14 protein-coding genes are annotated in these 13,882 nt (G+C 47.7%); 6 read left to right on the top strand and 8 right to left on the bottom strand.

The features are described from left to right. Positions 1 to 27: 27 nt before the first annotated feature. The 3 genes from AC07KQ_RS05450 to AC07KQ_RS05440 are packed head-to-tail and all read right to left on the bottom strand — an operon-like array spanning position 28 to position 2,649. The gene (locus AC07KQ_RS05450; RefSeq protein WP_003569787.1) at positions 28 to 396 is read right to left on the bottom strand and encodes a PTS lactose/cellobiose transporter subunit IIA; all 369 of its coding nucleotides are present in this window, start codon (positions 394 to 396) and stop codon (positions 28 to 30) included. Further along, on the bottom strand, positions 396 to 1,682 hold the full coding sequence (locus AC07KQ_RS05445) for a DEAD/DEAH box helicase (protein WP_003578577.1): 1,287 nt from the start codon (positions 1,680 to 1,682) through the stop codon (positions 396 to 398). The genes AC07KQ_RS05450 and AC07KQ_RS05445 overlap by 1 nt, the downstream gene beginning before the upstream one ends. A gap of 13 nt (positions 1,683 to 1,695) precedes the next feature. After that, positions 1,696 to 2,649 carry a Gfo/Idh/MocA family protein gene (locus AC07KQ_RS05440; protein WP_016386677.1) on the bottom strand — a complete coding sequence of 318 codons (954 nt, stop codon included), beginning with the start codon at positions 2,647 to 2,649 and terminating at the stop codon, positions 1,696 to 1,698. A gap of 346 nt (positions 2,650 to 2,995) precedes the next feature. Between AC07KQ_RS05440 and AC07KQ_RS05435 the strand changes: the two genes are divergently transcribed. Continuing rightward, positions 2,996 to 3,352, top strand: coding sequence for a DUF4828 domain-containing protein (locus AC07KQ_RS05435; protein ID WP_003564504.1), 357 nt, complete (start codon positions 2,996 to 2,998; stop codon positions 3,350 to 3,352). Between the two features lie 211 nt (positions 3,353 to 3,563). Here the strand turns inward: AC07KQ_RS05435 and AC07KQ_RS05430 are convergent, their stop codons facing one another. After that, positions 3,564 to 3,920 (bottom strand): YxeA family protein, encoded by a 357-nt coding sequence (locus AC07KQ_RS05430; protein ID WP_003564501.1) that lies wholly within the window; start codon positions 3,918 to 3,920, stop codon positions 3,564 to 3,566. Between the two features lie 132 nt (positions 3,921 to 4,052). After that, positions 4,053 to 4,790, bottom strand: coding sequence for a GH25 family lysozyme (locus AC07KQ_RS05425; RefSeq protein WP_013245630.1), 738 nt, complete (start codon positions 4,788 to 4,790; stop codon positions 4,053 to 4,055). A 506-nt stretch (positions 4,791 to 5,296) separates the two neighbouring features. Here AC07KQ_RS05425 and AC07KQ_RS05420 point away from each other — a divergent pair. The 4 genes from AC07KQ_RS05420 (at position 5,297) to AC07KQ_RS05405 (ending at position 8,383) form a co-directional block, all read left to right on the top strand. Next, complete coding sequence (locus tag AC07KQ_RS05420) at positions 5,297 to 5,491, top strand: hypothetical protein (RefSeq protein WP_003564497.1); 195 nt, start codon at positions 5,297 to 5,299, stop codon at positions 5,489 to 5,491. Between the two features lie 84 nt (positions 5,492 to 5,575). Then, positions 5,576 to 6,502: an SPFH domain-containing protein gene (locus tag AC07KQ_RS05415; RefSeq protein WP_003578571.1), complete on the top strand. Its 927-nt coding sequence runs from the start codon at positions 5,576 to 5,578 to the stop codon at positions 6,500 to 6,502. A 257-nt stretch (positions 6,503 to 6,759) separates the two neighbouring features. Next, positions 6,760 to 7,632 carry a DegV family protein gene (locus tag AC07KQ_RS05410; protein ID WP_003569778.1) on the top strand — a complete coding sequence of 291 codons (873 nt, stop codon included), beginning with the start codon at positions 6,760 to 6,762 and terminating at the stop codon, positions 7,630 to 7,632. 298 nt (positions 7,633 to 7,930) lie between these two features. Next, positions 7,931 to 8,383: a GNAT family N-acetyltransferase gene (locus tag AC07KQ_RS05405; RefSeq protein ID WP_003574439.1), complete on the top strand. Its 453-nt coding sequence runs from the start codon at positions 7,931 to 7,933 to the stop codon at positions 8,381 to 8,383. Between the two features lie 85 nt (positions 8,384 to 8,468). Here AC07KQ_RS05405 and AC07KQ_RS05400 read toward each other — a convergent pair whose 3' ends face one another. Further along, the gene (locus AC07KQ_RS05400; protein WP_013245627.1) at positions 8,469 to 9,893 is read right to left on the bottom strand and encodes an MFS transporter; all 1,425 of its coding nucleotides are present in this window, start codon (positions 9,891 to 9,893) and stop codon (positions 8,469 to 8,471) included. Positions 9,894 to 10,012: 119 nt separating this feature from the next. Next, a complete protein-coding gene (locus AC07KQ_RS05395; protein ID WP_013245626.1) occupies positions 10,013 to 11,917 on the bottom strand; it encodes a M13 family metallopeptidase in 1,905 nt (634 codons plus the stop codon). Positions 11,918 to 12,085: 168 nt separating this feature from the next. Between AC07KQ_RS05395 and AC07KQ_RS05390 the strand changes: the two genes are divergently transcribed. Continuing rightward, the gene (locus AC07KQ_RS05390; protein ID WP_003578566.1) at positions 12,086 to 12,961 is read left to right on the top strand and encodes a PPK2 family polyphosphate kinase; all 876 of its coding nucleotides are present in this window, start codon (positions 12,086 to 12,088) and stop codon (positions 12,959 to 12,961) included. Between the two features lie 79 nt (positions 12,962 to 13,040). Here the strand turns inward: AC07KQ_RS05390 and AC07KQ_RS05385 are convergent, their stop codons facing one another. Beyond that, on the bottom strand, positions 13,041 to 13,877 hold the full coding sequence (locus AC07KQ_RS05385) for a Cof-type HAD-IIB family hydrolase (RefSeq protein ID WP_013245625.1): 837 nt from the start codon (positions 13,875 to 13,877) through the stop codon (positions 13,041 to 13,043). Between the last annotated feature and the right edge of the window lie 5 nt (positions 13,878 to 13,882).

The following is a 13,882-nucleotide window of genomic DNA, read 5'->3' as shown; positions in this document are numbered from 1 at the left end:
GGCACGTCAACCGCGCTGTGCCAGCCGTTATTTACGCGCCTGCACTTGCTGATAAAGATCAATAATCTCATCGGCAAGCCGGCGAATGGTCATCGCACTCATTAGATGATCCTGACTGTGCACCATCAATAATGTCACGTCAACTTTTTCGCCTCGTGCTTCATACGTCAGCATCTGGGTCTGAGCTTGATGAGCTTGCTTCAACTTGGCATCTGCCTGCTTCAACAGCTTACGGCTGCGCTCAGCATGGCCGGCCTTGGCTTCGTCAATCGCCGTCATGGTTGCATTTTCCGCATCACCGGCAGCGCTCATCAATGTCATCATGGCAGCCATTTGTTCTGCTTTCATACTCACCATGACTGCCCCCTTGTCTTCATCATACATCCGATGCTGCATTATGCGTTATCCTTGTGCTTGCCTTTATTCCGCTGATCTCGCAGGCGATGTTTCTTATGCTTGCGACGCGGACGAACAGCCGGTTCTTGCGCCACTTCTGGCTTAACTGGCTGCTGCTTGGCGACTGGCGATGCAGGCTTTTCAACCGTCGTTGGTGCCGACGCCTCGGACACTTTTTTAGCTGGCGGCGTGTCCACAAGCTTGCCCTCTGACATATAGCCGCGATGAATATGATACTGCGGTACCAACTTGCTGAGGTCGCGGCGATCATGATCATCCCCCAGGGTCACAACCAGACCTGCCTCACCCATCCGGCCAGTCCGCCCAGCCCGATGAATGTAAACTTCCGCGCGCTTCGGTGGTTCAAAGTTTACCACAGCCGGCAACTTAGGAATATCCAGTCCGCGCCCTGCCATATCGGTCACCAGCAAGAGCGTGATTCGTCCGCGCCGAAAATCAGTCAATGCCTTCTGTCGAACCGTTTGCCGGCCTTCGCGTGACAAGACTGCAAAGCGAACCGCCTGATGACGCAAGATCCCCGCCACGCGTTCCAAGGACGAATTTTGATTGAAGAAGACCAAGGCTTTGAAGCCATCGGTATGGGCTAAGGTGCGTAACCAATCAACCTGATGCGCCCGATCCGTCTGCAAAAACAGATGCCTGACTTCGCCACGGGTTCGATCAATTGCCCGAACATCAATGATGTCTGGTGTTTTACCAAACCACTTATGCAGCTCCTTAAAATAAGGACTTGGCGTGGCCGAGAAAAAGGCCAATTGTGCTTCCGCGGGTGCTGCTGCCGCAATCTCTCGAACCTGATCAAATCCTGGATCACGCAACATTTCATCAGCTTCATCAACGACCAGCGTTTGCAACCCATCAAGTTTCAACTTACGCGACTGAATCAGTTCCAATAAGCGACCCGCCGTTGCAACAACGACTTCTGGCTTTTCTTTTAGCCTATCGAGCTGACGTTTGACATTCGCCGAGCCAATAACGCCTTGCACGGTGATACCAATATCTTTGGCGTAAGGTGTGAGCACATCACGGGTTTGAATCGCCAACTCTTGTGATGGTGCCAAAATTAAGAGTTGTAAGCCATCGCCTGGTACCATTTTTTCAAGTAGTGGTAAGCCAAAAGCTAATGTTTTCCCTGAGCCTGTTGGAGCAAGCCCAACAACATCTTCATCGGCTTTCAGCGGTTGATACACGGCGGTTTGAATCGGCGTCTGTTCAGTATAGCCGGCTGCTTGCCAGCGTTTTTGGAACGGGGTTGCAATTGTCACAATATTGTCCTCACTAAAAATCCAGATTTGCGGAGGTCCGCAGAATTGACATGACCTGATGAACCTCTTTGGCGAGCTGCCATGCCTTGTCAAAAGCGTTGCGGTCCTTGCCGACAATTGCTTTTGCAAAATAGGCTGCCTCAGCTTCCATCGGATTAGCCAACTTTTCTGTGCTCAGCACTTGATCACCGAGCTTAACGGTCTCCAGCTCAGCAGCGTTGTCCATCATCAATGTTTGCTTGCCAGAATAAATTTCTGACGGCAACTCGCTATTAGTCGTTTTACCCGTGATCAATGTCACCGCAAACTTACCATAGTCGAGACGAGCAACGCCATCGCCGTCAATCCCGCTTTTGAGAAAATGCGGCAAATAAACGGCATTCTCCGGTACACCAAACCATGCAATCGCATCATATACAAGGTAAATACCGAGGTCCATTAAAGCGCCGCCGGCAAATTCAGGATTAAACACATTCGGCAACTTGCCAGCTAAAAAGGCATCGTATTTTGACGAATACTTCATATACGTTAAGGTGGCCCCATCAACCGGTTGACTGTGGGTGAATTCATTGACGACTTCAAAGTTATGTTCATACACGTGACGCGCTGCCTCAAACAGATATAAAGAAGGTTTCTTCCGCAACGCTTCGTCCAACTTTTCAAACTCCATGGTCGTGGCAACCAATGGTTTCTCCACGATCACATGCTTATCGGCGTCTAACGCTGCCAACGCTTGAGACGCATGCAAACTATTTGGACTGGCAATGTAAACAACATCGATATCACTGCCAAGAAAAGCATCCATCGTCGTATAAGCAGTAGCTGGTGCCGTGCTGTCAATAAATGATTGCGCGCTTTCCTGATGTCGCGAATAAACAGCGGTGAACTGATAAGCTTTCGTCGCCATCGCTGCCGCCACGAATTGCTTGGTGATCCAACCTGTTCCAATCACACCGAGTTTTAACATGGCAAATCCCCCTTTTCAGACACGCCATTCAGCTCAGAAACTGGCTGAATCGTGCTCTGTTTTTTAACGTGCTGATGCACATGCCAGACACCGCGAAACCGCCTAAGCCGTGGCCTTCATAAACTGGCGGTCTTCAACTCACACGGTCAATCATCAAGCGTCATCACGCACGCTTATCCCGATTCAGTTGCCGTCATCCTTTTAAAAACAAAGTATTTTTGACAAGTCTCTGAACCGCTTACCATTATTGTAACAGCCCAGTAACAGAAAAACAGCATCACTGTAACCACTAAAGGAAAAAGTCATGGTAGACTTAATGTAATGAAAAAATGGGAGGTCGAATAACATGGCGAGTTTTTTACGCGGGCTGAAACATGCACTCGCGCATCGGGGTCATCATCAGGAGTCGCAAACCAAGGCAGCCAATCCTGCATTGGCATTGGCGAAGAATTTTACGGGGAATTTTGCATTTCTCGATGAGCAAACCAACAAGACCCACTCGCTGGCGATCTCGCCACAACTGCAGATCGCAATCGACAACAAAGTGCTTCCCGGTCAAGTCGTCGGCATCACCATCCATGAGCTGACTTTTCTCGACCATTACGGCTATAAGTTGGTCATCACGGCCGACGATAATGGTCCGCAAACGATCTACGACGAGGCCGAAGATGCCACTTATGCAATTATTGTTCCGAGTGTTTAAAGTCATCAGAAGTTGATCAACAGATTTTTGCCGTGCCAAACGCTGTAATCTTTGGCTAGATGTGGCTCAATCTTGGCACTGTCATCTGTAAATTCTGCTGGGTTATCTATGAGCGATCAAAAAACGGCTGATTTTCCAATACGGAAAATCAGCCGTTTTTATTTGGTTGAATTAACCTTCACGTCTATGAAACGTTTTGGCATCTTATTGACTAGTCCAACTTTGCCAGCGCCGCTTTTGGCACCTCTGCTCGCGGGACACGCTGCCAATCAGTGACGCCTTTTTTATCATTGTATATCACTTTCAAATAAGCATTCATTTTAAGTGGTCGGTCTTGATTAGCATTGAACTTCAGCTGCTGCAAACTGCCTTTTTCATCATAGCCGGGCAAGTCGTAGGCGTAGATGGTGTATTTATTACCATCTTGATCATGGTCAGTGGCCTGTTGACCAGCGTTTGTGATCTTCGTGTAATAAGTCGTGCCACCATAATTTGTGATTTCAAAAATTTTCAAGCCGCCAAATACCAGCACAATCAGCACAACAAGGCCGATCAAAACTTTCTTCATCCAGTTTCACCTCGCAACTATTATGCCGCATTGGTGTCAAGGTTGACATGGCTTTTCGCGAACAATCAACGAACACTTTTGTCATATACAGCCACAAAAATTATGATTAGCTGACAATTCCCGTGTTTGGCGTTAATTGACTATCTGCTGAGACAGTTTTAAAAAGGCCGCCCGATCCCCCATAAATACGGCAGCGCGGTAATCTGCGTGCGGTCCATTCGGCAACCGGGCGCCAGACGTATATTGCCAGAAACCACTGCTCGTTGTCGGCTTCTTGTCGCTTACAACCCAGCGTGGTGCTTGGGGGTCGACTTTTTGGACAGCTTTTAAAATACTTGGGCTACCCATCAGCAACACTTGGCGATGATAATGTTGCTGCACCAATGTGACAAAAGTTTGTAACTGAGTTGTCAGCCATTGTGTGCTTGGCTTCTTTTCAGTGTAATAGCTTAAGTAAATGCCAATCGGTAAATCACCGATATTTTGGCCGACTTGGCGCGTGAATTGGTCAGCTTGGGCTTGGGGTGTCGTTTCAAAGCTGAACACATGGTAAATGCCGATGCTCAGTCGACTGCCAGCTGCCTGATTAAAATTCGTATTAAAATTATCATCAAAATAGCTGCTGCCTTCAGTCGCTTTGAGATAGACAAAACTGACTTTGCTGCTGCGCAAACTGTCAAAATCCTGCACCCCATCGGTTTGGTCAAGACGCACACCCAACACGGGATAGGTCTGCGGATCAGGGCGGGGATTGCGCTGATGCCACCAAACAAACAGTGCGCCCAAAGCGATGATTAAAACGGCCAGCAAAAATAAGCGTCTTTGATGACGTTTGCGATAGGTATCAGCATAAATGACCCGACTGCGCACAGTGTCCCCTCCTCGTATAAACGCCTTCACTGGCGCATCATCCTTCACATAAGAACCTTGGCCGCAACGACCAAGCCGCTTATGCTCCGGCTGCTACCCGCGCCAGCTCACGCTCTTTTTAAACGCGATCGCGGACCCAGAAACCTTTGTGTAAGGACCTCAAGCGCAATGGCCCAAGTGCGGCCATTGCGCTTGACGCCGCTTACACGCCGGTTTCTAATCGGGTCAGCTCACGCTCTTTTTTTACCATTGTAGCAAAGTCGATCATTTTCGCGAAATTTGGTTTTATCAACGTCACAGTCTGTTAAGTAAAGGCCAATAAGAATAGAAGCGAGCAAAAACAATAGTAATTTTATCCAACATAAGCAAATAACTTGCTTTTTGAAGTCGTCATCGTTGTCTTTCCCTCACCCGTGCTTTAGAATTAGCGTGTGATAGCGATTGCTTTGCAAAGCTGATGAGGCTTCCACCAAACGCAATCGCGGAACTGGGAAGGAGACGGATAAATGCTTGATGAACGGCTCTTAGGAACGATTTTTACGTTGCCAACTTCGGCCGCGAGTGGCGAAATCACCCTTTATGGCATTCATTATCATTATCGAGTCCAAGATGATGCAGCCGCTGGCGACAAGGTCGTTGTCAACGCTATTTCGCCGTTGTATCTCAGCGTGGTAAAACCGGAACATGCTTTGCATTATTAAGCCACGCCAAGTTCCTAATACATGTCACCCGTATCAGTAGAAATTCATAGACATCTGGTTAGATGTTTTGAAGGAGTGATTTTTATGAATAGCATTATTTTGATCTCGTTAATTGTTGTTGTCCTAGTCATTGTCGTTGCCATTCTTTTCTCCAGCGTTGCCATCATCCATACTGGTGAAGTCGGCATTGTGGAACGGTTGGGTAAATATGTGGCAACCTTAGAGCCTGGTTTTCACATGGTGCCACCGCTAATTTATCGGATTACCGAAATTGTCAACATGAAGCAAATTCCGTTGAAGGTTGACGAACAGGAAGTCATTACCAAAGATAATGTTGTCGTCCGCATTTCCGAAACATTGAAATATCATATTACCAACGTTAATGCTTATGTTTACCAAAACAAGGATTCCGTTCTTTCTATGGTGCAAGATACCCGCGCTAACTTGCGTGGTATTATCGGCAATATGGATTTAAACGATGTCTTGAACGGAACCGAAACGATTAACCAAACGCTGTTCCAGCAAATTGCTGAAACGACTGCTGGTTACGGCCTGAATGTTGATCGGGTGAACATCGATTCCATCCAAGTTGACGCCACGATTCAGGATTCCATGAACAAACTGTTGCGTGCTTCTCGTGAAAAGGAAGCCAACATCATGGAAGCTGAAGGCCACAAACAGGCTGCCATTGCCAAAGCTGAAGGCGAAAAACAATCGGCTATTCTTGAAGCCGAAGCCAACAAACAAACTCAGATTTTGCAGGCGCAAGGTCATGCTGAAAGTCAGCGACTCATTGCCGATGCCGTCAAAGATCAGATCAATTCGATTAATGCCGGCCTGATTGATAACGGCAATCTGTACTTGCAATACAAGAATGTCGAAGCACTTGAAGCGCTGGCAAAGGGCACCGCTAACACAGTTGTGCTGCCAAGCACTGCCATTGATTCTCTCGGTAGCATCCCAGCAGTCGGTACCTTATTTAACCAAAAGAAGACTACCGACAATAACTGATCCGGTCACAGCCGAATAGCACGATGACTGCTATTCGGCTTTTTTGGGCAAAAAGTCAGCTTTTCCCTTCTGCTAGACAAAATGCCGTCTTAACAGGCCATTGTTGGCCAATGATTTGCAACTAGCTCTTGTTTTTAGGCGTTAAAAAACACTCGCTATGTTTGAAAAGCCGTGCGGCACTTTCAGAAATAGATAAAACAGCGTAACATTGATGGAAATACCCCGTGGCTAACCACGGGCAACGAGAGGTGAACCTAATGTACCAGCTTTTAACCGATTCTTGCTGCGACTTACCCTATCAAACATTACACGATCATCATGTGGATTTTGTCTCAATGCATTTTACAATCGATGGTCAGGAATACGAAGACGATCTTGGCGAAGATAAATACGATATCAATGCCTTTTACCAGCAGCTCAAGCAAAATGTGATGCCAACAACGACACAGGTCAACGTTGGCCAATTTGTGGATTTCTTCACACCTTATGTTGAAGCCAAAACACCGATTCTATACATTGGTTTCTCCAGTGGTTTAAGCGGTACGTTTGATTCTGCAACACAGGCTAAAGCGATGTTGTTAGAAAAGCATCCTGATGCCCAAATTTATTTAATCGACACATTAGCCGCTTGCGCGGGGGAAGGCCAATTTGTGTTGGACGCGATTGATAAACGCGATGCTGGCATGCCGATTGCTGAGTTAGCGCAATGGCTGACAGATCATCGGTTGCATTATCGGATGTGGTTCACCGTTGATAAGCTAGATTTTCTGTATCATGGCGGCCGCGTTTCGCGGACATCAGCAGCCCTTGGAACGATGCTGAATATTAAGCCGGTTATGGACGTCGATACTGCTGGGAAACTTCGCGTTGTGCGCAAAGTCCGCGCCCGAAAACGGTCACTGATCGACTTAACTGATGAAACGCTGAAGGCTGTTAAAGCCAATCCGACGCACCGGGTCATCATTTCAACATCAGGCGATTATGACGCCGCCAACTTCGTGAAAGACCGATTGCATGCCGCCTCACCTGAAACACCGCTGCAAGTCGGCAACATCGGCCCCACCATCGCCAGCCACACCGGCTTCGGTTGTGTCGCGGTCTTCTCGATGGCTACTGACGATCGGCAATGACTATCTCTCAGGCTGAACGATAACTTCTGAAACCTACAATTTGTCAGAGCCCAAATAATCATAGGAAGTGCTACGCTAAAACTTCCTTGCCATGCCAAATGCTGCAATCTTTAAATTCCAACAGACTATTTATGAGAGCGAAGACTGATTTGCCTATATATGGCAAATTAGTCTTTTTTTAGTCTGTCTGGTAGCTATTCAGAATGTCCAAAAGCCAGTCAATCAAGCATGAAAAGGTGCTAATTAGGCGTACTTCAAGGTAAAATAGGACCAGATTATGGCCAAGGAGGTTTTTCCAATGTCCATTCGCCCTGCCATCACCAACGACGTCTCGCCTTTATTATCACTCGTTCAAGGTTATTATCATGACAGCCCTGTCCCACTTACGATTGATGAAAGTGCCATGGCTGCTCATCTGAATCAGCTACGGACTGATGCCACATTAGGGGCTTTGCTTGTGGCTGAGTTGGACCAGCAACTGGTCGGCTTTGCGATTCTTTATCGTAGTTTTGACACCCGCACGCTCAAGCCGTTGTTGATCATCAATGATGTTTATGTCGCCCCTAAGTTTCGCCGCCACGGTTTGGCCCGACAATTGATGCAGGCTGCCTTTCAACTGGCTGATGAGCGCGGTTATGCAGGCTGCAGTTGGCAAACACGGATCAGCAATCATGGCGCCCAGCATCTGTATGATCAGCTTGGCGTCCGCGAAACTGGCTGGATTCATTATGATCGTGCTGGCAAAGATTAATCTGAAAAAAGAGACAAGTTTTCGGCTGTTTACCATGCGTTTTCGCCTGATAATCGGTCGCAGAACTTGTCTCTTTTTTTAATTCTCAACTTAACGACTGTTTACGCTCGTGCAGCCGATGCAGGTTCAACCAGCCTAACAGCAGCACAGCTAGCAATAAGAGTAGCAGAGCAAAATCATAGCTGCGGTGCATGCCATAGATAAACCACTGGGGATGGCCATGCGGATAATCATGAATGTACCGACCAGCCTGCGTACTCATATTCAGGTACAACAAGCTTGTCACCAAGGCAACACCAATTGTCATCCCCAAATTACGGCCAAGCGCAGCCATTGACCCCGCCAGTCCTTGAAACTTCGGCGCGACATTGTCCATCATCATCGGATTGTTTTGAAAAGCGCCATTGGCCAATCCTGACCACGCGAGGCCAAACACGATCCAACCCAACGGCCAGTTCGGGGTTGCCGCGGCAAACAACCCCATCGGCACACACCAGAGAAACAGCGCGAAGAAAGACACCCGTTCTGCTCCGAAATGATCGCCCAGATTCCCGCCAATTGGTGCACTGATAACATTGGCCGCCGGAATTGCCATCATACAAAAGCCCACCGTTAACGCACTCAAGCCTAATGTTTCTTCCAGATAAAACGGCATGATCACGCTATTAAAATAGCCGAGCATATAGACGATCATCGCAGTCAGAATACCAATCGTGAAACCCGGATTTTTGAAAATGGCAAACGGAATCAGCGGGTCAGATGCATATCGCTCAATATGAACAAAAGCCACAAGAGCGACGAACGCAAGCATCCCTGGTAACAGCGTCACCCACGACAGTCCGGCTGTTTGTGCCCAGAACACCGTGATGAAAAAGCCCAAAATGATGACCGAATAACTGCCATATCCCGGCCAATCCATGTGGGCCCCCGCCAAGGACGGCCGCTGCCTTGGAAAAACCAGCACGCCAATTAAAAACGCCACCAGCGCAACCGGCACATTAATCAAAAAGATCCAATGCCAGCTTAAAACAGCCAACACCCCGCCGCCAATACCGGGACCAGCGATATTGCCCAGTTGCAACAAGGCACTGTTGACCCCGAGCGCGCGACCATGCTGATTCATCGGAAAAATGGCGGTGATAATGCCAAAATTAGTCGCCATCGTCATCGCGGCACCAGTGGCTTGAATCAGTCGGGCCGTTAATAACCATGGTAAGGTCATGGATAGTCCGCAAAAAAGCGAGCCTAGTGCAAACAAAATGGTCCCCAACTGAAACAACCAGATCCGACCCACGCTGTCAGACAACTTCCCCCAGAAAATAAGCAGGACACAAATCGCGATCATATAAACTGATGTGACAAGTTCGACGGTGCTCATCGGCACCTTCAGCTCCCGGGCAATGTAGGGCAAAGCAATATTGACGATGCTGGCATCCAATGTAGCCATAAAGGAAACAATTGAAGTTGCAATCAAAATCAACCAACGACGGCTGGCGCTCATGGTGATCATCTCAGTTTCATTTTAGATTTAAAGACAACTAATAACTGACACACAGCGTTATGAGGCGATTTCAGGGACAAGATAGGCCTACTAATATCGGTTTTATTTAAAACAAATGTGTTTAAATGCTACCGACGCCAAATCGTGACGCGCTTTGCGGGCAATCGATACATACCATCGGTCGGCTGTACATCGAAAGCTTGATACCACGCCTCAAAGTTTTGCACAGGGACATTAACCCGCAAGGTCGCCGGGGCATGGACATCTTGCCGCAACACCGTTTTAGCGCGCTCTGGCCGCATTTTGGTCGCCCAAGAACGAGCATAGGCAATAAAGAAGTCTTGCAGCACTTTCGGGTCAGCCGAATCCCCTAACAAGTCCAACGCCACCGCCATGCCGGCATTATCGGCGATGTTTTCGCTAACCGTCAGTCGGCCATTCACTTTGACGCCTTCATACAATAAACCGTCAAATTGATCCGCAATAGCTGTCACTAACTTGTCGAAGGCTTGTTTGTCCTCAACCGTCCACCAATTATTTAACGTGCCATATTCATCATACAAGGCGCCATTATTATCGAACGAATGTGAAATCTCGTGACCGATGGTAGCACCGGTACCGCCAAGATTTTGCGCTCGGGTCCAGTTCAGTGAGTAGTATGGCGGCTGTAAAATTCCGGCTGGGAAGGTGATGTCATTTTTCATCGGATCGTAGCAGGCATTCACAAGGTGCCCCGGCATCCCCCAAACATTGCGATCCACTGGCTGACCCACCTGCTGAAGCCAAAAGTCTTGCGTCTGCTGGCTCAATTGCAAAATGGTCGGCAGTAAATCAGCCTCTGGCTCGACATGCAGGGTCGCGTAAAGCGGGAAAAGTTGATCTGGATAACCCATTTTAATTTTCATAGTCGCTAATTTGCGGATAGCCTTCTGCTTGGTCGCTGGGCTTAACCAAGTATTGTGTTCAAGTTGAACTTGATATTGTTGCAAAATTTCCTTGACCATCGCGGTAATATCCGCTTTCGCATCCGCGCCAAAATAAGTCTGGCCATAGTACTGACCAATGGCATCATCAAAATAGTCGTTGGCAACTCCAAAAGCATGCTTTTCCCAAGCTTCGGGCTCAGGCTGTCCAGCCAAAAAACGGTCATATTGACCAGCAAGTTGGCGGCTATCATCGCTTAAATAATCAGCACAAGCCAATAGTTCGCTAATCAGCATCCATGCTTGCCATTCTGGATAGTTTGCTTCGGTGATTAATGTCGACAGATGCGGCAGATAAGCAGGCACCACGGCGTTGACCTTCGTCGGTGTCTGCGGCATTTTAGCAGCCAAAGCTTCGGGAATGCCTAAGAAACCAGCATCTTCTACAAATTCAGTCCAGGTTAGCGGATTGTCAAAGGTGCTATCAACGGCAAAATCGACATTTGCCGGAATGAACGCAGCCAATCGGCGATCAAAGCTTTTAGCCGCCTCCACATAGTGCGCTTGTGCTGTCTGGTCAAAACCGGCCTCACCCAAAAGCGTTGCGACCATTTTCGACCATGCAGCTAAATCTGCCGCATTCTCTGCATCATCGGTTTGATACATGGCAGCGTCAGGTAAAATCGTGGCCGGACCACCAAGATTCAAAATATTGTGAGCCGCATCGTGCATATCAGCATCAACGTACGGGCTTACTGGCAACACATATTGCTCCGCCAGTAGTTTTGGCAGTGCTGCACGAAACTGGGCCAGCGTTTTAAGCCCAGCAATTTTATCCAGCCGTGCACGAACCGGTGTCATGCCGAGTTGGTTGCGTCGAACTTTATCATTAGCCTTAGCAAATAGTCGTGCGGCATTTTGCAGTGGTGAATCGGCGGCTTGTGGTGCCGCGTTTATTTTCTTCAAATCGGCTACCAACTTGATTCGAATGCTATCAGTTAGATCACTGTCAGCACTCACGACGCTTTTGTCAGGCGGGATCACCGTGGTCTGCTGCCAAGTCCCGTTGACTGCCATATATAAATCATCTTGAATACGTGGTAATGACATCAAAATTCCTCCTTTTAAGCGCATTCGTCGAACCAAAATCCGATGCTCCTCCTGCGGTTTTTAAATGCGATAATGCAAGCATAGTTTGACTAAGCAAGCGCGTCAATTGCTTGCACAATGTCCTTGAAACTTCTATCTTAAAAGCAATAAGACAGAGAGGGTGATGAGATGGCATTAGAACAATATCGGTTTGACGGTAAAGGCAAGTTTGATATGAAAGCCTTCACGACCACACCGCCAGATAGTTTTAAAAATAAAAAAGATCAAATTAAAGCAGATATTGAGAATAACATCAAAACATTATCAAAAGTACAGCAACATTTAGCCGCGCAAAAACAATACAGTGTTTTGATCATTTTCCAAGGCATGGATGCTGCAGGAAAAGACAGTATGATCGAGCATGTGATGTCTGGGGTTAATCCACAAGGCACCTCAGTTGTCTCGTTCAAAGTGCCGACTGAGCTGGAGCTAGATCATGATTTTTTGTGGCGAATTCACAAGGCCTTTCCCGCTGGCGGCGAATTAACAGTTTTCAACCGCTCCCAATATGAAGAAGTCCTCGTTGACCGCGTCCATCCCGAATTGTTACTCAAGGAAAACCTGCCTGGTATTGACAGTGTTCAGGACGTTTCCGATAGTCTTTGGGCTGAACGGTTCAATGATATTAAAGCTTTGGAAGCTTACGCACGGCGCAACGGGATTCTAATTTTGAAATTTTTCCTGCACCTTTCCAAGGCGGAACAAAAGAATCGATTCCTTAAGCGTATCGAGGTTCCGGAAAAGAATTGGAAGTTTTCACTGGCTGATATTAAGGAACGCCGCTACTGGGATGATTATCAAAAAGCCTATCAAGAGGCTATTCAGAACACGGCAACCAAGGCCAATCCTTGGTTCATCATTCCATCTGACGATAAATGGTATTCACGGCTGATTGTTTCGCAGATTATCAATCAAGAAGTCACCGCTTTGCCGCTAAAATATCCGGAGATTTCCGATGCTCAAAAGCAGCAGCTTGAACATGCTGTTGAGGCTTTGAAAGACTAAATAGATTCGTTTAAAACTATTTTATACAGAATAAAAAGACGCCCCGACAAAATTGAATCCTGTCAAGGCGCCTTTTTGATTATGCTTTGGCCATCGCATATTTCCTGATGGCGACCGCTGCACCATCATGATCGTTGTCAGGGACAACAGTTTTAATTGCATCTAATACCACAGGCAACCCATTGGCCAAGGTCACCCCAAGTGCAGCAGTTTTTAACATTGGCAAATCATTTTCACCATCGCCCAACGCCATCGTCTCAGTCATGGGGATGGCAAACAAGTCACTGAGTTGGCGAAGAGCGGCTTCTTTTGACACGCCTTGCCGCACAATTTCTAGATAGGTTCGTTTCGAACGGCTAGCGACCAATTGCCACTCTGGATGGGCAAGAATGATGGCTTCCGCGCGATCAACCACAGCAGGCTCACCCATGCACAGCATTTTATGCACTGGCAATCCTTCCGCCAGCATTTGTTCCATAGGCGCAGTTTCTGCGCCAAAGCCTGTGATTGCGGCTTCTTGTTGGACCCACGCATCCACCACGTTCACATACCAATGCGCGCCACTGAAAATATTCAGACTGAGTGCCAGTTTAGCTAACGCTTCGTATGCTTGGCTACCAATGCCAGCGGGCCAAGGCGTTGCGGACAGGATTTTTAAATCGCCATGTTGCGGTTGGCAAATGACGGCACCGTTGAGACTGGCAAGTGGCACGTCGAGACCCATCTGATGTGCCAAAGCGGTCATGGCCAAAGGCGGCCGCGCAGAAGCCAGCACAAAGGTTCCGCCAGCAGCCGCGTAATCTTTGATGGCCGTTTTAACTTCATCGGTCAACTGGTGGTTTGAATTCAGCAGCGTCCCGTCAATGTCACTTAAAATCAGTCGATAACGCAAATCAAAAGCCCCTCTCTTTTTCATAATCC

Source organism: Lacticaseibacillus sp. YLM2-1 (assembly GCF_056583465.1).
The sequence above is the reverse complement of the archived record's forward strand: the minus strand, read 5'-3'. Positions and strand labels throughout refer to the sequence as shown.